Origin of the sequence: Citrobacter sp. SX206 (genome assembly GCF_024181025.1) — a bacterium.
Classification (GTDB): domain Bacteria; phylum Pseudomonadota; class Gammaproteobacteria; order Enterobacterales; family Enterobacteriaceae; genus Citrobacter; species Citrobacter youngae.
Window position 1 is genome coordinate 317,849 of record NZ_CP049738.1, and the last position, 22,792, is coordinate 340,640.

A 22,792-nucleotide genomic window follows, 5' to 3' on the forward strand; every position below is an offset into this window, starting at 1 on the left:
TCCTCTTTTGTGTGGATGAAGCGACAGCAACCATGTTGATGATTACCTCTTTTGCTAACCCCCGCGTGGCGCAGGCATTTGTTGATTATATGGCGACACAGGGCGTTATCCTGACGATTCAACAACATCAGCAAACGGATGTCTGGTTGGCGGATGAGTCCCAGGCTGAGCGCGTGCATGCTGAACTGGCGCGATTTCTGGAGAACCCGGGCGATCCGCGCTATCTGGCGGCAAGCTGGCAGTCAGGGCAGACCGACAGCGGTTTGCGCTATCAACGCTATCCGTTTCTTGCCACGTTGCGCGAACGTGCGGGTCCGGTGACCTGGGCGGTGATGGCCGCGTGTGTGCTGGTGTTTATCGCAATGAATGTGATGGGTGACCAGGCGGTTATGCTCTGGCTGGCATGGCCGTTTGATCCTACGCTGAAATTTGAATTCTGGCGTTATTTCACCCACGCGTTTATGCACTTCTCACTGATGCACATTCTGTTCAACCTGCTGTGGTGGTGGTATCTCGGCGGTGCGGTTGAAAAGCGTCTGGGCAGTGGAAAACTGATTGTTATTACCGTGATCAGCGCCCTGTTGAGCGGTTATGTTCAGCAGAAATTTAGCGGCCCGTGGTTTGGTGGATTGTCTGGCGTGGTATATGCGCTGATGGGCTACGTGTGGTTGCGCGGCGAGCGCGATCCGCAGAGCGGTATTTTCCTGCAGCGTGGTTTGATTATCTTTGCGTTGATGTGGATTGTTGCCGGCTGGTTTGATTTGTTCGGCATGTCGATGGCGAACGGCGCGCATATCGCCGGGCTGGCCGTCGGTCTGGCAATGGCATTTGCTGATACTATTCATGTGCGAAAACGAACGTAATTTCAGGGAACCATAATGAAGCAAACACAACGACATGACGCGATCATCGAACTGGTAAAAAAACAGGGATACGTCAGCACCGAGGAGCTGGTGGAGCATTTCTCCGTCAGCCCACAGACGATTCGCCGCGATCTCAACGATCTGGCCGATCAGAACATGATTTTGCGCCATCACGGCGGCGCGGCGCTGCCCTCCAGCTCGGTCAACACGCCATGGCATGACCGTAAAGCGACGCAGACGGCGGAAAAAGAGCGCATTGCCCGCAAAGTCGCCACGCAGATCCCGAATGGCTCCACGCTGTTTATTGATATCGGCACCACGCCGGAAGCGGTCGCTCATGCGCTGCTTAATCACAGCAACCTGCGCATTGTGACCAACAACCTCAATGTGGCGAATACGCTGATGGCAAAAGAGGATTTCCGCATTATTCTGGCCGGTGGCGAACTGCGTAGCCGTGACGGCGGTATTATGGGCGAAGCGACCCTCGACTTTATTTCACAGTTCCGTCTGGACTTTGGCATCTTAGGGATAAGCGGTATCGACAGCGATGGTTCGCTGCTGGAATTTGATTATCACGAAGTTCGCACCAAACGCGCCATTATTGAGAATTCACGTCATGTGATGCTGGTGGTGGATCATTCGAAGTTTGGGCGTAATGCGATGGTGAACATGGGCAGTATCAGCATGGTGGATGCAGTATATACCGACACGCTACCGCCTGCTGGCGTGATGCAGGTCATTGCTGACCATCATATCCAGTTAGAGTTGTGCTAAGCGGGTTCCAGGCCTGATACGCATAGCGCATCAGGCGTTAACTAAACGCCATACCCCATCATCTTCAGCAGTTTCTGCGCATGTTGCACCGCATCCTGGCGGTGCGCCACGCCGAGCTTTTGGTACAAATTGCGGATGTGCGTCTTAATGGTCGTCGCGGCAACAGCCAGCTCACCGGCAATCTGCTCGTTGCTGTAGCCAGAATAAATCAGACCGAGAACCTGCCATTCACGCTGGGTCAGCGGGCTGGTACGGATCAGCTCCGGGACGTCCGGGTGGGTGAGCAGGCGTTCAACGAATCCTTCATCAAAGTGGGCGAATTTGTGGCGGTGATGCTGGTTAATCTCGCGCAAAATACGCTGCGCACGATGCTGTTCAAGTTCCGGTAATGTGTTGAGCTGAATCAGCTGGCGTAACTGCTGCGCCATGGCCTCGCCTTCGATCACAAAGTGGCTGATGAACCCGGTGCGGTTCGCCAGTTGCAGGGCGTCGAGCAACACCCGCTGTGCGTCATTTTTGCGCCCCGCCTGCCAGTACAATTGATTAAGCAGCAGCAGGTTACGGTTCAGATCGCTCATCAGGCGCAGATTGCGCGCATTTTCATTCAACTCTTCCAGCACAATCTCAGCCGGTTCAAACTCGCCCAGCAGGATCTGCGCACGGGCGATGTTGCGCCACTGTCCTTGCAGGAAGTGGTTATTGGCGAATTCCGGTTTCGGCGTGTGGCGCAGCCAGTTGGCGGCTGAATTTTTGTCGCCGACCATTTGCCAGTAAATCACCCGGACTTTATCAGCGTTCGAGATCCAGTCGCTGTGATAGTGGCCATTACCCAGCAGGTTTTCCAGACGGTTGAGCAGGCTACGCGCGTTGTCCAGATCGCCACGCGCCAGCGAACACTGAACCTGCAGCGCCAGACACTGTAGCTGCTGCTGCGGCTGGAAGGTGGAAAGTAGTTCAATACCCGAGCGAGCAGACGCTTCCGCTTCGTCCAGGCGCGCCCATGCCCACAGGAGCTGCGCACGAATGCGCACCAGGAACTCGTGCATCGGCAGCTGTTCGAGGTGCTGCTCTTTGATCAGTTGGAACGCTTTTTCCTGGATTTCCCAGGCGGCCTGCAAAAAGCCCTGGGCAAACAAGATTTCACTTTGCTGAATAAGACTCCACAGGGCGTAATGCCAGACGTCATGATGGCGCGCCATTTGTTCGGTTTGCTGCATCAACGCCAGAGAACGCGTGAGGTCGCCCTTACAGTGCAGAACTTCGCCGTGTACCGAGGTGGCGACAATTCGGCTATAGAACCAGGCGATGGGTAATTCATCCAGCGCCAGTTTCGCCAGACGCTCGGCTTCATCAGGATTTCCGTCGTTAATCGCGACCTGCGCTCGCAGGGCGTTAAATTCAGCATGTAGCGTCTGTTCCATATCGCCTTTCATTTCCTGCTCAGCGCGCGCCAGCAGGGTATTCACCTCGCCGTAGCGGTGCTGGCTTTGCATCAGCCAGGCTTGCAGCAGAACCAGACGCGGATTTTCCAGCAGGCTTTCCCACGGCAGAGCTTTCAATGATTCTTCAAGTAATGCCAGTTCGCTGTGGTTAAACAGCCCCCACGCATGATTGAGCAGAATGTCGCGCAGCATATGGGCGTCGCCTGCCGCCAGCGCGTGGTGGATGGCTTCGGTCGGAAAACCTTGCGCCATCCAGCTTTCAGCGGCGGCGCGGTGTATTTCGGGAAGTTCGGTAGCTAACTCCCACTGGCAACGCTGGCGTAAAAAGCTGCCAAATAGCGGGTGATAGCTAAACCATTCGCCGACATCATCCATCCGCTGCAGGAATAATCCCTGGCGCTCAATTTCCTCCAGCCGCATTTGGCCGTTTTCTTCGCCCGTGACCCGAACAATCAGCGCATCGTTCATCGAGCGCAGGATGGCGCTTTTTAGCAGGAAATGGCGGGTTCCGATATCGACGCTGTCCAGGACTTCATCGACCAGATAATCGGATAAATGGCTGGCGTTGATACCGGCCAGACGTCGTGCCGACTGGTGGGCGGAATGGTTGTTCTGACGGGCAGATAAGGCGATCAGCTGTAACGCCGTGGCCCAGCCTGCAACGTCATCGCACATGCGGCTACTTTCCGCAGCCTCAATCGGGGAGGACAGGCGACGGTCAAAGAATTGTTTGGCTTCCTGGTGGTTAAACGCCAACTGCTGACTGCCGATTTCCAGCAGTTGATCGCGTACGCGCAGGTTGGCAATGCCCAGTTGCGGTAGGTTTCGCGACAGCACGACTAACGTCAGATTCTCCGGCTGATGGCGCAGGAAAAAACGCATCGCTTCGTGGATGGCTGGATTGGAGATCAGATGATAATCATCCACGACCAGATAGAGTGGACGATGCCACTCTGCCAGTTCAATGAACAACTGGGCAAACAGTGAAGTCAGGCTGGCATACTGGCGTTTTTGCACCATGGCTTCGCTGGTGGTGCAGTGCCCACCGGTCGCCTGTTGGATTGCCGCAATCAAATAGCTGGCGAAGCGCTCTTGCTGGTTATCGCCTTCATCCAGGGAATACCAGCCTAATTCGTTCTTCCCCGCCGCCCATTGTGAAACAAGCGTTGTTTTTCCATAACCAGCAGGACTTGTTATCAGGGCAAGCCTGAAATTGTTCGCGCCGGAAAGTTTAGCCAACAGGCGCTCACGAACCACCGTATGGTCGAGTCGAACCGGACGACTTAATTTAGACGGAATCAACATAAGTTAGTCACTTCACTGTGTGAATATGGGGGAAAACGATTTTTTTTGCGCTTCGTAATTAATAGATATAAGGTCGGCCAGAACGGGATTTATTGCAAGCTAAGCGGACTTTTTGTGTGTCTGATTTTGCACTATGTCACAAATCTATACATCTATTGCAATAATTGTTTTAAAGAGTCGCAACAGGCATGGTGACTGGATCCAGCGTTATTTTTACGGGGCGGAATAACTCCTCTTCTTTTATATGGTTACTGTGGTGATGAATAAAAGTCGATGAATTTTGTGCTCGACTTAAAACTTTCATGTGAAATATCTCAAGCAGAATGTGTATTTCAGGTTAGAAACTATTTCTCCGTTTACATATTTTTTCTAAATGTCATCTTCCTGTTTGATATTGTCTGGATAATCCCTTTTGATTAATGCGAAAACCGCGATGCATTTCAGGGGTATGCGCAGAGCCTGCGTATTTATCAGCCATAATACCCCTCGTAAAGTGGCGGCGATCACATTTTAACGCTCATCCCCGCTCCTCCTCCCTACCTAATCCCTGGCAGGATGAGGAAGGTCAACAACGAGCCTGGCAAACTAGCGATAACGTTGTTTATTACCTAAGGACCTGGAATCCCTATGTCACAGCCTACTTTCAACAAAGATCAATTTCAGGCTGCCCTGACGCGTCAGTGGCAGCGCTTCGGTTTATCGTCGGCTCACGAAATGACGTCGCGCCAGTGGTGGCAGGCCGTGAGTGGGGCGTTGGCTGAGTTACTCAGCGCCCAGCCTGCGGTGAAACCGGCAAAAAATCAGCGCCATGTTAACTATATCTCAATGGAGTTTTTGATTGGCCGTCTGACGGGGAACAACTTGCTCAACCTGGGCTGGTATCAGGCGGTGAGCGACGAGCTGAAAGCACACGACATCAACCTGACCGACTTGCTGGAAGAAGAAACCGATCCGGCGTTGGGGAACGGGGGGCTGGGCCGTCTGGCTGCGTGTTTCCTCGACTCGATGGCAACGGTTGACCAGTCGGCGACGGGCTATGGCCTCAACTATCAGTACGGCTTATTCCGTCAGTCATTTGTTGATGGGCAACAGATGGAAGCTCCGGATGACTGGCATCGCGGCAGCTACCCGTGGTTCCGCCACAACGAAGCGCTGGATGTGCAGGTAGGGATTGGCGGCAAGGTCAGCAAACAAGGCCACTGGGAGCCGGGATTCATCATCACCGGTCAGGCCTGGGATCTACCGGTTCTCGGCTACCGCAACGGCGTGGCGCAGCCGCTGCGTCTGTGGCAGGCCAGCCATGCGCATCCGTTTAACCTGACCAAATTTAACGACGGTGATTTCCTGCGCGCCGAGCAGCAGGGTATCGACGCTGAAAAACTGACCAAAGTGCTGTACCCGAACGACAACCACACGGCGGGTAAAAAGCTGCGCCTGATGCAGCAGTACTTCCAGTGCGCCTGCTCCGTAGCCGATATTCTGCGCCGCCATCATCTGGCGGGACGTAAACTGCACGAACTGGCCGACTACGAAGTTATTCAACTGAACGACACCCACCCGACTATTGCGATCCCTGAACTGCTGCGCGTGCTGATCGATAAGCACCAGATGAGCTGGGACGATGCGTGGACGATCACCAGCAAGACGTTTGCGTATACCAACCACACTTTGATGCCAGAGGCGCTGGAGTGCTGGGATGAGAAGCTGGTGAAAGCGCTATTACCGCGCCATATGCAAATCATCAAAGAGATTAACGACCGCTTTAAGACGCTGGTCGATAAAACCTGGCCGGGTGATGCTGAAGTCTGGGCGAAGCTGGCGGTGGTGCACAACAAACAGGTGCGCATGGCCAACATGTGCGTGGTCAGCGGCTTTGCGGTTAATGGTGTGGCGGCGCTGCACTCCGATCTGGTGGTGAAAGATCTGTTCCCGGAATATCACCAACTGTGGCCGAACAAATTCCACAACGTCACCAATGGGATTACCCCACGTCGCTGGATTAAGCAGTGCAACCCGGCGCTGGCTGCGCTGCTGGATAAATCGCTGAAAAAAGAGTGGGCCAACGATCTCGACCAGCTGATTAATCTGGAAAAATACGCTGACGACGCGAAGTTCCGTCAGCAGTATCGTGACATCAAGCTGGCGAACAAAGAGCGCCTGGTGAAGTTTATTAAAGCGCGTACCGGTATTGAAATAACGACTAACGCTATCTTTGATATTCAGATTAAACGTCTGCATGAGTACAAGCGTCAGCACCTCAACCTGCTGCATATTCTGGCGTTGTACAAAGAAATCCGTGAGAACCCGCAGGCAGATCGTGTGCCGCGCGTATTCCTGTTTGGTGCGAAAGCGGCTCCAGGTTACTACCTGGCGAAAAATATCATCTTCGCCATCAACCAGGTTGCACAAACTATCAATAACGACCCGAAAGTTGGCGACAAGCTGAAGGTCGTGTTCCTGCCGGATTACTGCGTCTCGGCGGCGGAAATGCTGATCCCGGCGGCAGATATCTCTGAGCAGATTTCAACCGCAGGGAAAGAGGCTTCCGGCACCGGTAACATGAAGCTGGCGCTGAACGGTGCGTTAACCGTCGGTACGCTGGATGGCGCAAACGTCGAAATCGCCGAAAAAGTGGGCGACGAGAATATCTTTATCTTTGGTCATACCGTGGAAGAGGTGAAGGTGCTCAAAGCCAAAGGCTACGACCCGGTGAAATGGCGTAAAAAAGACAAAGTGCTGGATGCTGTCCTGAAAGAGCTGGAAAGCGGGAAATACAGCGACGGAGACAAGCATGCCTTTGACCAGATGCTGCACAGTATCGGCAAGCAGGGCGGCGACCCGTATCTGGTGATGGCGGACTTTGCGGCTTACGTTGAAGCGCAGAAGCAGGTTGACGTGTTGTATCGTGACCAGGAAGCCTGGACCCGGGCAGCGATTCTGAATACTGCCCGTTGCGGCATGTTCAGTTCAGACCGCTCCATCCGCGATTATCAGGCGCGTATCTGGCAGGCGAAACGCTAAGGAATCGCGATGGAAAGCAAACGTCTGGATAATGCCGCGCTGGCGGCGGGGATCAGCCCCAATTACATTAACGCTCACGGCAAACCGCAGTCTATTGGCGCCGAAACCAAGCGGCGTTTGCTTGACGCCATGCATCGCACCACCGCTGCCACTCAGGTGGCGGTAACTCCGGTGCCGAATGTCATGGTTTATACCGCCGGTAAGAAAATGTCGCTGGCGGTTGAGGGAAGCGGAGAGTTTAGCTGGCTGCTGACCACTGAAGATGGCGTACAGCACAAAGGGCATGCCATCGGCGGCAAATCTTTTCACCTTCCGACGAAACTGTCGGAGGGCTATCACACGCTGACATTGACGCAGGGCGAGCTGCGCACCCACTGTCGTGTCATTGTGGCGCCAAAGCGCTGCTATGAACCGCAGGCGCTGCTGGAGGGGCAAAAACTGTGGGGCGCATGCGTTCAGCTCTACACCCTGCGTTCAGAGAAAAACTGGGGGATTGGCGACTTTGGCGATCTCCGCGCCATGCTGGTAGATGTGGCGCAACGCGGCGGCGCGTTTATCGGGCTTAATCCTATTCACGCGCTGTATCCGGCGAACCCGGAAAGCGCCAGCCCGTACAGCCCGTCATCACGTCGCTGGTTGAACGTCATATATATCGACGTCAACGCAGTGGAAGATTTTCATCTGAGCAAAGAGGCGCAAAGCTGGTGGCTGAAGCCCACAACTCAGCAAACCCTGCAACGTGCGCGCGATAGTGAGTGGGTTGATTATTCTGCTGTTACCGCACTGAAGATGACGGCGCTGCGCATGGCGTGGAAAAATTTCTCTGCACGTGACGATGAGCAGATGGCGGCATTTCGCCAGTTTGTGGCTCAGGAAGGAGTTAGCCTCTACTGGCAGGCAGCCTTTGATGCGCTGCATGCGCATCAGGTGAAAGAGGACGCATTGCGCTGGGGATGGCCGGTGTGGCCGGAAGCTTTCCAGTCAGTGGACTCGCCAGAGGTAAAACGCTTTTGCGAAGAACATCGTGACGATGTGGATTTCTACCTGTGGTTACAGTGGCTGGCGTATACCCAGTTTGCTGACTGCTGGAAAACCAGCCAGAGTTTTGCGATGCCGATTGGACTGTATCGCGACCTGGCGGTTGGTGTGGCAGAAGGTGGGTCAGAGACCTGGTGTGACCGTGAACTGTATTGTCTGAAAGCCTCAGTTGGCGCGCCGCCGGATATTCTTGGGCCGCTTGGGCAAAACTGGGGGCTGCCGCCGATGGATCCGCACATCATTACGGCACGCGCCTACGAACCGTTTATCGAACTGCTGCGCGCCAATATGCAGAACTGCGGCGCGCTGCGTATCGACCATGTTATGTCGATGCTGCGTCTGTGGTGGATCCCCTACGGTGAAACTGCCGATCACGGCGCTTACGTGCACTATCCGGTCGACGATCTGCTTTCAATTCTGGCGCTGGAAAGTAAACGTCACCACTGCATGGTAATTGGTGAGGATCTGGGTACCGTTCCCGTGGAGATCGTCAGCAAGCTGCGCGACAGCGGCGTGTACTCCTACAAAGTGCTTTATTTCGAGAATGACCATGAGAAAAACTTCCGTGCGCCGAAAGCGTACCCGGAACAATCAATGGCAGTCGCGGCGACGCATGACCTTCCTACGCTTAAAGGTTATTGGGATAGCGGCGATTTGACGTTGGGTAAGGCGCTGGGCCTGTACCCGGATGAAGTCGTGCTGCGGGGGTTGTATCAGGATCGGGAGCTGGCGAAACAGGGGCTGTTGGACGCGCTGCACAAATACGGCTGCCTGCCAAAACGTGCTGGTCACAAGGCGTCACTGATGTCGATGACGCCGATTCTTAATCGCGGCATGCAACGCTACATCGCTGACAGCAACAGCGCGTTGCTGGGCCTGCAACCGGAAGACTGGCTGGATATGGCTGAACCGGTCAACATTCCGGGGACCAGCGACCAGTACAAAAACTGGCGGCGTAAGCTCACCGCCACGCTGGAGCAGATGTTTGCAGATGAGGGCGTGAACAAGCTGATTAAGGATTTGGATAAGCGGCGAAAAGCAGCGGCGAAGAAGAAGTAAAGAAATTAAGCCGGGTAGGCGCTAGCGCCACCCGGCTTTTTTACATCAGATTGCCATATTTAACAGCAGGCACCCTACCAGGCCGCATACTGAAATAATGGTTTCCAGCATTGACCATGACTTGATGGTTTCACCGATAGTCAGGTTGAAGTACTCCTTGAACAGCCAGAAGCCAGGATCGTTCACGTGGGAGAAAATGACAGAACCGGAACCGACTGCAATAACCATTAGCTCAGGGCTTACGCCGGTCGTTGCAATTAGTGGTGCCACAATCCCGCCAGCGGTGATTGCCGCAACGGTTGCTGAACCCAGTGCGATACGCAGGACCGCCGCAATAGACCATGCCATCAGCAGTGGAGACACGTTAGAGCCATGCATCATTGAAGCGATGTATTTGTCCACGCCGCTATCAACCAGGACCTGTTTGAAGGCACCGCCACCACCGATAATCAACAGCATCATCGCGATGATTTTGATTGAGGACACCAGCGTGTCGTTAATCTGATCCATCGAACGTCCACGGTTCAGACCAAACGTGAACATAGCAATCAGCACCGCGATAAGCGTTGCCATAACCGGGTCACCGAGGAATTCTGCAACAGTCAGGAAAGCATGTCCTTTCGGCAGGATCATCTCTGCCACGGCGCGCATCGCCATCAGGATCACCGGGACCAGAGAGGTCCAGACGCTGACGCCAAAGCCTGGCATCTCTTCTTCAGTGAAGGTTTTCGCGCTGTACAGACCTTCCGGGATCGGCTTATCGATACCTTTCAGGAAACGTGCGTAAACAGGACCGGCGAGAATAACGGTCGGGATTGCCAGAATCGTACCAAACAGCAGGGTTTTACCCATATCTGCATGGAAAATAGTGGCGATAGCAGTCGGACCCGGGTGCGGCGGCAGGAAGCCGTGCGTTACGGACAGCGCGGCAGCCATCGGCACGCCAACGTACAGCAGCGGGATATTGGCAGCAGCGGCAATGGTGAACACCAGCGGCAGCATCAGTACGAAACCAACTTCGTAGAACAGGGCAAAACCAACGGTGAAGCCGGTTAATACTACCGCCCACTGAATATGTTTTTTGCCGAATTTAGCAATCAGGGTGGTTGCGATGCGCTGTGCGCCGCCGCAGTCCGCCAGCATTTTGCCCAGCATGGCGCCAAAACCCATAATCAGGGCGAGGCTGCCAAGGGTTCCGCCGACACCGGCTTTAATCGAACCAATGACTTTATCCAGTGGCATCCCTTGCATCAATCCGACAGCAAGCGCCACCAGGACGAGAGCGATGAAACCGTTCATTTTGAAACGGATCATCAGGAGGAGTAACAAGATTACACCGATAGCAACGATGACTAATGGCATGATTTACCTGGCCTTTACTTTGTTATGGGTAACGTCAGTGTTTAGATGACAAATTCAGATTGTCCCGACCGGGAACAGCGTATTCACAGCACCAATGCTGATTGCCCGTAAAACTAATCAGTTTCGCTGGCTGTTATGTGCGTCTTGGGTGCTGATACGAATGATACGGGTAACATACTGCGCTTGAGAATCACCTGGACAGGCAAAATTTAAATTATGAGAGGCTGGTCAAATTATGAGGGGGATTGTTGCAGGGTACGTGCAGAGAAATGTAAGGGCGTAGGCCGGATAAAGCGTTTACGCTGCTATCCGGCATCAATGCCCGATGGCGACGCGGATGCGTCTTACCGGGCCTACAAGTCTGGTCGCTAGTAGTAAGAGTGCTCGCCACGCTGGTGTTCGGTTAAATCGCGAACGCCTTTCAGTTCCGGGAATTCAGCCAGCAGCTGCTTCTCGATACCTTCTTTCAGCGTCACATCGACCATTGAACAGCCGTTACAGCCGCCGCCAAACTGCAGAATGGCGTAGCCTTCATCGGTGATTTCCATCAGAGAGACGCGACCACCGTGGCCTGCCAGCTGCGGGTTGATCTGCGATTGCAGCATGTACTCCACGCGTTCCATCAGCGGTGCATCATCGGCAACTTTACGCATTTTGGCGTTTGGCGCTTTCAGGGTCAGCTGGGAGCCTAACTGGTCGGTAACGAAATCGATTTCTGCATCTTCCAGATACGGTGCGCTCAGTTCATCAACATATGCGGTCAGCAGGTCAAATTTAATGGCGGTGTCGGTTGCTTCCACGGCGTCCGGCGGACAATAAGAAACGCCGCATTCAGCGTTAGGCGTGCCGGGATTAATCACAAATACGCGGATTTGTGTCCCTTCTTCCTGATTTGCCAGCAGTTTGGCAAAGTGCGCTTGTGCAGCATCGGAAATATGGATCATAGTAATGGCCTAATAGTTGACTATTTTACTTGGTTATAATACGCCCATCATCGAGGCTCTACAAGGTTCGACACAGGCACCATACCTGGACAGTCGCCGCGCCGTTGCGTAAAAGCAGCTGCGCGATTTCCGCGACGGTACTTCCGGTAGTGACGACATCATCCACAATAACCATATGGAGTCCCTGCACCGGCAATTCAAGGCGAAAGGCGTTTTTCAGGTTACGTTTACGCAATCGGGCGCTGAGATGGTGCTGTGTGGCGGTTGCCCGAACCCGCGATATGGTCCGGCTGTCCCAGTCGCAGCCCAGCCAGCGCGCCAGTGGGCGACACAGTAATTCGCTCTGATTAAACCCCCTGCGCCAGTGCCGTCGCTGCCAGAGCGGTACGCTGATGAGCCTGTCTGGCAGAGGAAGACCGCTGACGCGCCGTGCCTGCAATACCTCCAGCAACAGCAGACGTGCCAGCGCAGGGGCTATTTCGCTGTACCGTGAAAATTTAAGCTGGTGGATAAGCCCGCTTACTGGCGGAACATAATCGCTGACTGAAACCAGGCGCTGCCACGGCGGTGGTTTTTGTAGGCAACGACCACAGGGAAGCGAGGTGTGAATGGCCGGTAGCCCGCACTGTGGGCACAGGCTGTCATGCTGGCGTACTGCCCGTGTGCAGACAGAGCAAATTCCCCAATGCCCCAACCTCAGCGGCATTCGGCATAGCCAGCATAATCCTGGTACTGTTAGCATAGAGACATCCTTGTTAGCTAAAAGAGAACAGTAACTGATGAATGACATCTGGTGGCAGACCCAGGGTTCGGGAAATTGCCATCTTGTGCTGCTGCACGGATGGGGACTGAATGCAGAGGTGTGGCATTGCATAAGCGAGGAACTGAGCTCGCATTTCACGCTGCATCTTGTCGACTTACCGGGATTTGGCCGCAGCCAGGGTTTCGGCGCGATGTCGCTGGAAGAGATGGCTGAGCGAGTATTAAAACAGGCACCGGAGAAAGCTATCTGGCTCGGCTGGAGTCTGGGCGGGCTGGTCGCGAGTCAGGTAGCGTTAACCCATCCTGAGCGTGTTCAGGCGCTGGTGACCGTCGCGTCTTCCCCTTGCTTTAGCGCGCGGGATGAGTGGCCGGGTATCAAGCCAGAGGTGCTGGCAGGCTTCCAGCAGCAGCTGAGCGAAGATTTCCAGCGTACAGTGGAGCGTTTTCTGGCGTTGCAAACGATGGGCACGGAAACCGCACGTCAGGATGCGCGAGCGCTGAAGAAAACGGTGTTGGCATTACCCATGCCGGACGTCGAGGTACTTAATGGCGGGCTGGAGATCCTGAAAACGGTCGATTTGCGTGAGCCGTTGTGCTCGGTGGAAATGCCTTTCCTGCGGTTGTACGGCTATCTTGACGGGCTGGTTCCGCGCAAAGTCGTCCCAATGCTCGATGCCCTCTGGCCGCAGAGCGAGTCTTTGGTGTTTGCTAAGGCGGCGCATGCACCGTTTATCTCGCATCCCGCCGAGTTCTGTGCAGCACTGGTGGCGTTAAAACAGCGGCTATAAATCCGCTGTTTTGCCCGGTAGAATCATGCTGCCGGGCTGGGGATTAATGGCTGCACGTAGCCAGATCCTCAGCAGTCAGGCCGGTGATTCTGCAGATAGTCAGCGGGTCTATGCCATCAACCTGCATGGTTGTTGCAATGCGCAGAGCTTCCTCACGTTAGCCTTGTTGCAAACCCTCTCGTAACCCCTCTTGTAATCCCTCTCGTAACCCTTTCCTGTGACCTTCCTGAAGACCATTAAGGTGCCCTTCCTGACGTAATCTTTCGGCAATAGTCATCAACTTTTCCTTGTGTTGAGGTAAACGTTCGGCGACCTGGTGAATAAATTCGCTAAAACGCGCGGTGTCTCCGGCTTGCATCAGGTAATTAAACAGGGCTTTCAACTGGTTGTCATTAGCGTGTCCTTTAACAAGCAGGATGGCCAGTTTTTCTACCAGCCCCATCAAATCGCGTTTACGGATATGTTTTTGGATGAGTTCCAACAGCGCCATCCGGCGATGCTGCATAATCTCGTCATCGGACACAACGGTGATATCGATCAGTGGAAACGCGGTGCTATAAAGTTGTCTGGCGGACTCCGGGTCATCAAACTCGTCCAGCCAACAAAGTGAATAGGGGTATGGGCTTGCTGAACCATGATAAAAAAGCATGGGTATCACCAGCGGGAGTTTCTTGTGGCCTGCAGCCAAATGACGATGCATTACCGCAATAGCATAACGCATTAGCCGAAATGCCATGTGAGCATTGGCGCTGCTTTGATGTTCAATAATGGTGTAAATGTAACCATCACCTTCGCGGGTAGCTGGCTGGAGGATAGATCTTTTTTGCTGAAATAATGAAATCTATGTGGAATCCATTACGCAAAAAAGCCGGATATCTGCATAAACGAATTATCCGGCCTGGACGTTTGCACCATTTGTAGGCCGGATAAGCGTAGCGCCATCCGGCAAAGAGCATCTGATTAGCGTAAAGCCCACCATTCGCGCAGGCAGGCTTTGCCTTCCGGGCAACTCTTGCAGCTTCCGGAAAGACACCCGTCGGCATCCTCCTGAATCCGCACCGCTTTGCCCATTTTTTCTAACTGATTCAGCATGGCGTCAATCATCGGCTGCGGGGTGTGCAGCGTGTGGCTAATTTGTGTTGCCTCCATACGCCCCCGCAAAGCCAATAAGTCACGAACCTGAATAAGTGATGCCATTGTCGATAACCTTAGTGGCAATCGCCAGTGGTGCTGGAGCAGCAGGAACTTGCCGTTCTGTTGGTCGCCAGCAGTGCGAGGTCTACGCGGCTACGAGCTCGACGCAGCAGGCCCAGCAGCACGATGTTAAACAGGATGACCGCTAAAATGCACACCAGGCTGTAGGTCGGGTGTTCCTTGTAGCTGACCGTCTGATAAAACAGCGTCGACAGCGAATAAGCGATATTCAGCCCCCACAGAACCGAGAAGCCCATCCAGCCACGGCTGGATTCACGTGCGATAGCGCCCATCACTGAAATGCACGGCACATACAGCAGAACAAAGATCAGGTAGCTGTACGCGGCGGCGGCGCTGCCAAATTTCTCGCCCATCACGCCCATTGCGCCCGTCGCCATTTCGCCGTCGCCCTTGCTGGCTTCGATAGGGTTAGCCAGTACGCTCAGGCTGAAGGTGTCTTTCAGGCTTTGCCAGGTTTCATCCACCGCACCGAGCAACTCGTCGCCAAGATGGAAATCTGCCGGATTGAACTCTTCTTCCTGAATGTTTTCTGCGGTATAGAGCGTGTTCAACGTACCCACCACCACTTCTTTCGCCATCGCGCCGGTGAACAAACCTACGGTTGCCTGCCAGTTATCTTCGTGAACGCCAATCGGTTTAAACACAGGGGTAATAACGCGGCTAACGGAGGCCAGAGCAGAGTCGTTGATGTTGTCGACGATTTTCCCGCTCAGCGAGAAGCTGTTAAACGCGCTGAGGAAAATGCTGACGATGATGATGACTTTACCCGCACGCAGAACGAAGCCTTTCAGGCGTTGCCAGGTCTGAATGATCAGACTCTTGATGTGCGGCACGTGGTACACCGGCAGCTCCATCACGAACGGTGTTGCTTCACCACGCATGATGGTGTGTTTGAGCATCAGGCCGGTCAACACCGCCATCACGATACCCAGCACATACAGTGAGAAGACCGCCAGCGCGCCGTTCTGACCAAAGAACGCCGCGGCAAAGACGGCGAAAATCGCCAGACGTGCGCCGCAGGACATAAACGGCGCCATCATGATGGTCATCAGACGTTCACGCGGGGCGTCCAGCGTACGTGCGCCCATCACGGATGGTACGTTACAACCAAAGCCGACGATCAGCGGGACAAACGATTTGCCCGGCAGTCCCAGCGCCTGCATCAGACGGTCCATCACAAACGCGGCGCGCGCCATGTAGCCGGAGTCTTCAAGGAAGGAGAGGAACAGGTACATCATGCCGATTTGCGGTACCAGCGGCAGCACGGTGTTAATCCCGCCGCCAAGGCCCTGGGCCAGGAAGATAGTAAGCCAGTCCGGGAAGTGCAGCGTGTAGCCAATCCACTGAATACCATGAATAAAGAGCGCTACGGAGCCGACGTCAAACAACGGTTGCAGCGCGCCGCCGATGTTAATGGCGAGCAGGAACATCAAGTACATCACGAACAGGAAGATCGGTAGCCCGAGGAAGCGGTTGAGAACGATTTTATCTACCGCGGTGGTGAAACGGCTCGGTTCTGCCGTCAGAGTATTGCTGACGGTATCGCAGATAGCGGCAATACACTGATAGCGCGCATCGGCGATGTGTAGCGCCGGATCGTCCATAGTCTCGCTCAGGCGTGCGATGGAGGCATCGAGATTTTGCGCGGCGTCACCCGCATAGGCGCGGCTGTAGATATCGCCTTCCAGCATCTGCAGGCCCAGCCAGCGGCGCTGTTTGAGCGGCATATCTTTGGCCATCGCGTCGGCAAGAGAGTCCGCTTCCTGCAGCAACGGCTGGGCATAATGGACCAGCTCGACGGTGTCGTTTTCTTTGTAGCGGTCGATCGCCAGCTTCAGCGCTTCAATGCCGCGGGCGCGGGTGGAAACCAGCGGGACCACCGGGCAGCCAAGACGTGCTGAGAGGGCGTCGATATCAATACGGATTTGCTGCTTTTCAGCGATATCCAGCATATTTAACGCGACGATGCAGGGGATGCCCAACTCAAGCAGTTGCAACGTCAGGTAGAGGTTGCGTTCAAGGTTTGAAGCATCGACCACGTTGATCAACAGATCTGCGTCGCCGCTCAAAATATAGTGACAGGCAATCTGCTCATCGAGAGAGGTCTGGGATGAGATTGTCGTCAGAGAATAGGTGCCAGGTAAATCCACCAGTGTGACCTGATGGTCCGTTGTGGCGAAATGGCCTTCTTTACGCTCAACGGTAACGCCAGCCCAGTTGCCTACACGCTGGCGCGCGCCGGTGAGTTGGTTGAATAAAGTTGTCTTGCCGGAATTAGGATTACCAATTAAACCAATGGTTAGTTTTTTCATTTTTATAGACTCACTGTATTAACAGGAAACCGCTTCCACTTCTAATAACGCCAGATCTTTCTTACGCAATACCAGACTTACGCGACGCGTTTCGATATGGATAGGATCGCCGAGCGGGGCGACGCGTACCACGTTGAAGGAGGAGCCGGGCAGCATGCCAAGTGACAACAGTTTCTGACGATAAGCTGGGCTGATTTCACGGGCAAAGCCGGTAATTTTCCACGCACTGTCAGGAGTGAATTGCATAGGGACCTACTTATATCTCGCTAACTGGATGATTACCTCATGGGGCGACAGGGCGGCATGAGACCAGATGATTAGCCAACGTAAGGAAAGAGTAAATAATCAACAAAACAATGATAATGAGAATGGTTTCTATCATCAATAGAATAAATGTGACGGAATGTACAATTGGATAATAATTTGAGCCAATTTTGATATTCCTCAATATTTATTCTGGTTGGGAACGAATGGTTCGCGGAGGTAATTATTGAGAATCTTAATGTTTAATTAAGGTTTCATCTGTTAATAAAGTGATAAATATATTGTAGTGAAAAGCGGGGAATATATTAAATATGCCGGATAAGGTGTTGAAACCGTTATCCGGCACAAAGGTCACACTAGCGTTTTTTACCCATTGCCGCCGCCAGCGCATCCATCATGGCGCTGTTGCCCGCAGGTTGGGCGTCACGACCGCGAGGTTTCGCGGCTTTAGGGGCCGGACGATTGCCCTGAGCGCGATCGTTGTTCCCGCCGCCGCGACGCGCATTGGTTTCACCCGGCTGCTCGTCCAGACGCATGGTCAGCGCGATACGCTTGCGTTGCAGGTCAACTTCCAGCACTTTCACCTTCACAATGTCGCCCGCTTTCACCACGGTGTGTGGATCGTCGACGAACTTAGTCGACAATGAAGAGATATGCACCAGACCGTCCTGATGAACGCCGATATCGACAAACGCGCCGAAGTTGGTGACGTTGGTGACGGCCCCTTCCAGAATCATCCCCGGCAGCAGATCGTTCATGGTTTCGACACCATCGGCAAACTGTGCGGTTTTAAATTCAGGACGCGGGTCGCGGCCCGGTTTTTCCAGCTCTTTGATGATGTCGGTGACGGTCGGCACCCCGAAACGTTCATCGGTGAAATCGGCAGCTTTCAGATTGCGCAGTTCGTCGCTGTTGCCCATCAGGTCACGCAACGATTGCTCGGTGGCGGCCAGAATGCGTTCCACGATCGGGTAGGCTTCCGGGTGAACGGTGGAGGCATCCAGTGGGTTATCGCCATGGTTGATGCGCAGGAAGCCCGCGCACTGTTCAAAGGCTTTTGGCCCCAGACGGCTGACTTTCAGCAGTTGCTGACGGTTCTGGAACTGACCGTTCTCATCGCGCCAGGCGACGATGTTTTGCGCCATCATGCGCGTCAGGCCGGCCACGCGGGTCAACAGCGGAACGGAAGCGGTATTGAGATCGACGCCGACGGCGTTTACGCAGTCTTCCACCACCGCATCCAGCTTACGCGCCAACTGCGTCTGGCTAACGTCGTGCTGATACTGGCCCACACCGATGGATTTCGGATCGATTTTCACCAGCTCAGCCAGCGGATCCTGCAGACGACGGGCGATAGACACTGCGCCACGCAATGAAACGTCGAGATCCGGGAATTCCTGCGCCGCCAGCTCGGAAGCAGAGTAAACCGATGCCCCGGCTTCGCTGACGATCACTTTCTGTGCGGTGACTTTCGGGAACTGTTTCTGCACGTCGAGGAAGAAACGTTCGGTTTCACGCGACGCCGTACCGTTACCAATCGCCACCAGTTCAACGTTGTATTTTTCACACAGCGCCGCTACAGCAACGGCGGCTTTGGCGGCCTGACCGGTGTGTGGATAAATGGTGTCGGTCGCGACCAGCTTGCCGGTGCCGTCAACAACCGCCACCTTCACGCCGGTACGCAGACCGGGATCGAGGCCCATGGTGGCACGCAGACCCGCAGGCGCGGCCATCAGCAGATCGTGCAGGTTACGGGCGAAGACGTTAATCGCTTCATCTTCGGCACGTTCACGCACGGTGCCCATCAGCTCGGTTTCGAGGTGCATCAGCACCTTAATTCGCCATGTCCAGCTGACCACGCCTTTGCGCCAGCTGTCGGCTGGGGCGTTGTTCAGGCGCAGTCCCAGGTGATCCTGGATAATCTGCTCGCCGTGGCTCTCTTTTGGCGGCTCATCGAATTGCGGATCGGCATTCAGCGAAAGCTGAAGCACGCCTTCGTTACGGCCACGGAACATGGCCAGCGCACGGTGAGACGGCACGGTAGAGATCGGTTCGTGGTGATCGAAGTAGTCGCGGAACTTCGCGCCTTCCTCTTCTTTACCGCTTACCACGGTGGAGACCAGGTGGGCGTTTTTCCACAGGTAATCACGCACTTTCGCCAGCAGGGCGGCGTCTTCTGCGAAGCGTTCCATCAGAATGTAGCGTGCGCCGTCGAGTGCGGCTTTGGTATCCGCCACGCCGTTGTCGGCGTTGAGGTATTTAGCGGCTTCCGTTTCCGGGTCGTGAGACGGCTCGTTCCACAGCAGGTCTGCCAGCGGCTCAAGGCCTGCTTCAATGGCGATCTGCCCACGGGTACGGCGCTTAGGTTTGTACGGCAGATAGAGATCTTCGAGTTCGGTCTTACTTAACGTGCCGTTGATCGCTTTCGCCAGATCGTCGGTCAATTTGCCTTGCTCGCCGATAGATTTCAGGATTGCCTGACGGCGGTCTTCCAGTTCACGCAGATATCCCAGACGGGTTTCCAGATTACGCAGTTGCGTATCGTCCAGACCGCCGGTGATTTCCTTACGATAACGTGCGATAAACGGCACGGTGTTCCCTTCGTCAAGCAAGCGAACGGCAGCTTCTACCTGTTCAGCACGAGCCTGAATTTCACCTGCGATAATGCGGCAGAAAGAATCATTCATCATGGATAGCTTCGTCTATAGGATAAAAAATCAGGGGATAGTTATACGGATTGACTGGCAAAAATGCCAGTCATCTACGGGGGCTTCGGATTGTTCCGGTCTCATTTAACGTATTCAATCTCATTTAACGTATTCAATCTCATTCACGTACCAGTTGGCTTCCCCGCCAGGGGTGTTCACCACCGCGAGATCGCCGACCTCTTTTTTCAGCAGCGCCCGCGCCATCGGCGAATCGATAGAGATGTAATCTTTACGGCCGAAGATCTCATCGTAGCCGACAATGCGGAATTTGCGGATGTCGCCATCGTCATTTTCAATCTCAACCCATGCGCCAAAGAAGACTTTGCCTTCCTGCTGCGGGGAGTAATCGACGATTTTCAGATTCTCCATGCACTTGGTCAAATATCGGACGCGGCGGTCGATCTCACGCAGGCGCTTTTTATTATACTGGTAGTCGGCATTTTCGCTGCGGTCACCCAGACTTGCGGCCCAGGTAACTTTTTTGGTGACTTCCGGGCGCTCTTCACGCCAGAGATAATTCAGCTCTTGTTTGAGTTTTTCATACCCTTCACGGGTTATCAGGGGCGTTTTCATCTTATTGTTTTACCTTCGACTCTGTGATGATGCGCACAATTAGTATTACGCGAGCATATCAACAGAATAAATAATGTATTGCGAGAAACATTGTATACTTAAGCTGCTGTTTAATATGCTTTGTAACAATTTAGCCTGGAATTCATACCAGAATTCGCTGGTGACTCACGCTAGCTTTCTTAAGAATATACACTTAATTGTTGCGAACCTTTGGGAGTAATAACAATGCAAGAGAACTATAAGATTCTGGTGGTCGATGACGACATGCGCTTGCGTGCGCTTCTGGAACGTTATTTGACCGAGCAGGGCTTCCAGGTTCGAAGCGTCGCAAACGCTGAGCAGATGGATCGTCTGCTGACCCGTGAGTCTTTCCACCTGATGGTGCTCGATTTAATGCTGCCGGGAGAAGATGGCCTGTCTATTTGCCGTCGCCTGCGCAGCCAAAGCAACCCGATGCCGATCATTATGGTGACGGCGAAGGGCGAAGAAGTGGACCGTATCGTTGGACTGGAAATCGGCGCTGACGATTACATTCCGAAACCGTTTAACCCGCGTGAACTGCTGGCGCGTATCCGCGCTGTACTGCGTCGCCAGGCGAACGAACTGCCGGGCGCGCCTTCCCAGGAAGAAGCGGTCATTGCGTTTGGTAAGTTCAAACTGAACCTCGGTACGCGTGAAATGTTCCGCGAAGATGAGCCTATGCCGCTCACCAGCGGTGAATTTGCGGTGCTGAAAGCGTTGGTAAGCCACCCACGTGAACCGCTGTCCCGCGACAAGTTGATGAACCTCGCCCGTGGTCGTGAATATTCTGCGATGGAACGTTCTATCGACGTCCAGATTTCCCGTCTGCGTCGTATGGTGGAAGAAGACCCGGCGCACCCTCGTTATATTCAGACCGTATGGGGTCTGGGCTACGTCTTTGTTCCGGACGGTTCTAAAGCATGAGGCGAATGCGCTTCTCGCCACGAAGTTCGTTTGCTCGCACGTTATTGCTTATCGTCACCTTGCTGTTTGCAAGCCTGGTGACGACCTACCTTGTGGTGCTGAACTTCGCGATTCTGCCGAGCCTCCAGCAGTTTAATAAGGTCCTGGCCTACGAAGTCCGTATGCTGATGACTGATAAACTGCAACTGGAGGACGGTACGCAACTGGTAGTGCCACCTGCATTTCGTCGGGAAATTTACCGTGAGCTCGGTATTTCCCTCTATTCCAACGAGGCCGCTGAAGAAGCCGGTCTGCGTTGGGCGCAACACTATGAATTCTTAAGCCACCAGATGGCGCAGCAACTGGGCGGCCCGACGGAAGTCCGCGTTGAGGTGAACAAGAGCTCGCCGGTCGTGTGGCTGAAAACCTGGCTGTCGCCCAACATCTGGGTACGCGTGCCGCTTACGGAAATCCATCAGGGTGATTTCTCACCGCTGTTCCGCTATACGCTGGCGATTATGCTGCTGGCTATCGGTGGCGCGTGGCTGTTTATCCGTATTCAGAACCGACCGTTGGTGGATCTTGAACATGCTGCGTTACAGGTGGGGAAAGGCATTATTCCGCCGCCGCTGCGCGAGTACGGCGCCTCTGAGGTGCGCTCTGTTACGCGAGCCTTCAACCATATGGCCGCCGGCGTAAAACAGCTGGCCGATGACCGTACGCTGTTAATGGCGGGCGTGAGCCATGATTTACGCACCCCGCTGACGCGTATCCGTCTGGCGACGGAAATGATGGGCGAAGAAGACGGATACCTCGCGGAGTCCATCAATAAGGACATTGAAGAGTGTAATGCCATTATCGAACAGTTCATCGATTATCTGCGCACGGGTCAGGAGATGCCGATGGAGATGGCCGATCTGAACTCGGTATTAGGTGAAGTGATCGCGGCAGAAAGTGGTTACGAGCGTGAAATTGATACTGCATTACGCCCAGGCGTCATTCAGGTGAAGATGCACCCACTGTCTATCAAGCGCGCGGTTGCTAATATGGTGGTTAACGCCGCTCGCTACGGTAATGGCTGGATTAAGGTCAGTAGCGGTATGGAAGCGCATCGCGCCTGGTTCCAGGTCGAAGATGACGGGCCGGGTATCAAACCGGAACAGCGTCAACACCTGTTCCAGCCGTTTGTGCGCGGTGACAGCGCGCGTAGCACCAGCGGCACGGGCCTGGGACTGGCGATTGTACAGCGTATTATTGATAACCATAACGGTATGCTGGAAATTGGCACCAGTGAGCGAGGCGGGCTGTCGATACGCGCCTGGCTTCCGGTTCCATTCACGCGCACGCAGGGGACAACGAAAGACGCGTAGAAAAAAGGGAGGCTAAATGCCTCCCTTTTTATTTCGCTAACCGACTGATGTCGCTGCGCTTATCAGTT

The 22,792-nt window shown here is 54.2% G+C and carries 16 protein-coding genes and 1 pseudogene; 7 read left to right on the forward strand and 10 right to left on the reverse strand.

All coding sequences use genetic code 11. The annotated features are described in order from the left end of the window. Window positions 1-32: 32 nt before the first annotated feature. Together glpG and G8S19_RS01500 are read left to right on the forward strand one after the other, a co-directional pair. Window positions 33-863, forward strand: a complete 831-nt coding sequence (gene glpG / locus G8S19_RS01495; RefSeq protein WP_048213800.1) for a rhomboid family intramembrane serine protease GlpG — start codon at window positions 33-35, stop codon at window positions 861-863. Between the two features lie 15 nt (window positions 864-878). Further along, on the forward strand, window positions 879-1,637 hold the full coding sequence (locus G8S19_RS01500; RefSeq protein WP_003023499.1) for a DeoR/GlpR family transcriptional regulator: 759 nt from the start codon (window positions 879-881) through the stop codon (window positions 1,635-1,637). A 41-nt stretch (window positions 1,638-1,678) separates the two neighbouring features. Here the strand turns inward: G8S19_RS01500 and malT are convergent, their stop codons facing one another. Further along, window positions 1,679-4,384 (reverse strand): HTH-type transcriptional regulator MalT, encoded by a 2,706-nt coding sequence (gene malT / locus G8S19_RS01505; protein ID WP_048213563.1) that lies wholly within the window; start codon window positions 4,382-4,384, stop codon window positions 1,679-1,681. A 627-nt stretch (window positions 4,385-5,011) separates the two neighbouring features. Here malT and malP point away from each other — a divergent pair. Both malP and malQ read left to right on the forward strand, forming a co-directional pair. Further along, window positions 5,012-7,405 (forward strand): maltodextrin phosphorylase, encoded by a 2,394-nt coding sequence (gene malP / locus G8S19_RS01510; RefSeq protein ID WP_253685985.1) that lies wholly within the window; start codon window positions 5,012-5,014, stop codon window positions 7,403-7,405. A 9-nt stretch (window positions 7,406-7,414) separates the two neighbouring features. Then, window positions 7,415-9,502, forward strand: coding sequence for a 4-alpha-glucanotransferase (malQ, locus tag G8S19_RS01515; RefSeq protein WP_126320136.1), 2,088 nt, complete (start codon window positions 7,415-7,417; stop codon window positions 9,500-9,502). A 45-nt stretch (window positions 9,503-9,547) separates the two neighbouring features. Here the strand turns inward: malQ and gntT are convergent, their stop codons facing one another. The 3 genes from gntT to gntX all read right to left on the reverse strand — a co-directional run bounded on the left by gntT (window position 9,548) and on the right by gntX (window position 12,550). Continuing rightward, window positions 9,548-10,864 carry a gluconate transporter gene (gene gntT / locus G8S19_RS01520; protein WP_032950402.1) on the reverse strand — a complete coding sequence of 439 codons (1,317 nt, stop codon included), beginning with the start codon at window positions 10,862-10,864 and terminating at the stop codon, window positions 9,548-9,550. Between the two features lie 368 nt (window positions 10,865-11,232). Beyond that, window positions 11,233-11,808 (reverse strand): Fe-S biogenesis protein NfuA, encoded by a 576-nt coding sequence (gene nfuA / locus G8S19_RS01525; protein ID WP_003023509.1) that lies wholly within the window; start codon window positions 11,806-11,808, stop codon window positions 11,233-11,235. Between the two features lie 58 nt (window positions 11,809-11,866). Continuing rightward, window positions 11,867-12,550: a DNA utilization protein GntX gene (gene gntX, locus G8S19_RS01530; protein ID WP_115642746.1), complete on the reverse strand. Its 684-nt coding sequence runs from the start codon at window positions 12,548-12,550 to the stop codon at window positions 11,867-11,869. Between the two features lie 37 nt (window positions 12,551-12,587). Between gntX and bioH the strand changes: the two genes are divergently transcribed. Then, on the forward strand, window positions 12,588-13,358 hold the full coding sequence (gene bioH / locus G8S19_RS01535; protein WP_253685987.1) for a pimeloyl-ACP methyl ester esterase BioH: 771 nt from the start codon (window positions 12,588-12,590) through the stop codon (window positions 13,356-13,358). A 43-nt stretch (window positions 13,359-13,401) separates the two neighbouring features. Here bioH and G8S19_RS01540 read toward each other — a convergent pair. The 6 genes and pseudogenes from G8S19_RS01540 to greB form a co-directional block, all read right to left on the reverse strand. Then, window positions 13,402-14,157 (reverse strand): annotated as a pseudogene (locus G8S19_RS01540) (Rpn family recombination-promoting nuclease/putative transposase); the annotation flags it as partial. Between the two features lie 161 nt (window positions 14,158-14,318). Next, a complete protein-coding gene (gene feoC, locus G8S19_RS01545) occupies window positions 14,319-14,555 on the reverse strand; it encodes a [Fe-S]-dependent transcriptional repressor FeoC (RefSeq protein WP_003023516.1) in 237 nt (78 codons plus the stop codon). A gap of 11 nt (window positions 14,556-14,566) precedes the next feature. Beyond that, the gene (gene feoB / locus G8S19_RS01550) at window positions 14,567-16,885 is read right to left on the reverse strand and encodes a Fe(2+) transporter permease subunit FeoB (protein ID WP_253685989.1); all 2,319 of its coding nucleotides are present in this window, start codon (window positions 16,883-16,885) and stop codon (window positions 14,567-14,569) included. Between the two features lie 18 nt (window positions 16,886-16,903). Continuing rightward, window positions 16,904-17,131: a ferrous iron transporter A gene (feoA, locus tag G8S19_RS01555; protein WP_003023519.1), complete on the reverse strand. Its 228-nt coding sequence runs from the start codon at window positions 17,129-17,131 to the stop codon at window positions 16,904-16,906. A 374-nt stretch (window positions 17,132-17,505) separates the two neighbouring features. After that, a complete protein-coding gene (locus G8S19_RS01560) occupies window positions 17,506-19,839 on the reverse strand; it encodes a Tex family protein (protein ID WP_253685991.1) in 2,334 nt (777 codons plus the stop codon). 117 nt (window positions 19,840-19,956) lie between these two features. Next, window positions 19,957-20,430, reverse strand: coding sequence for a transcription elongation factor GreB (greB, locus tag G8S19_RS01565; protein ID WP_079934290.1), 474 nt, complete (start codon window positions 20,428-20,430; stop codon window positions 19,957-19,959). A 225-nt stretch (window positions 20,431-20,655) separates the two neighbouring features. On the opposite strand from greB, the gene ompR reads away from it, so the two are divergent. Together ompR and envZ are read left to right on the forward strand one after the other, a co-directional pair. Then, window positions 20,656-21,375 carry a two-component system response regulator OmpR gene (gene ompR, locus G8S19_RS01570; protein ID WP_001157751.1) on the forward strand — a complete coding sequence of 240 codons (720 nt, stop codon included), beginning with the start codon at window positions 20,656-20,658 and terminating at the stop codon, window positions 21,373-21,375. Further along, a complete protein-coding gene (envZ, locus tag G8S19_RS01575; protein WP_048213556.1) occupies window positions 21,372-22,724 on the forward strand; it encodes a two-component system sensor histidine kinase EnvZ in 1,353 nt (450 codons plus the stop codon). The genes ompR and envZ overlap by 4 nt, the downstream gene beginning before the upstream one ends. Window positions 22,725-22,792 lie beyond the last annotated feature (68 nt).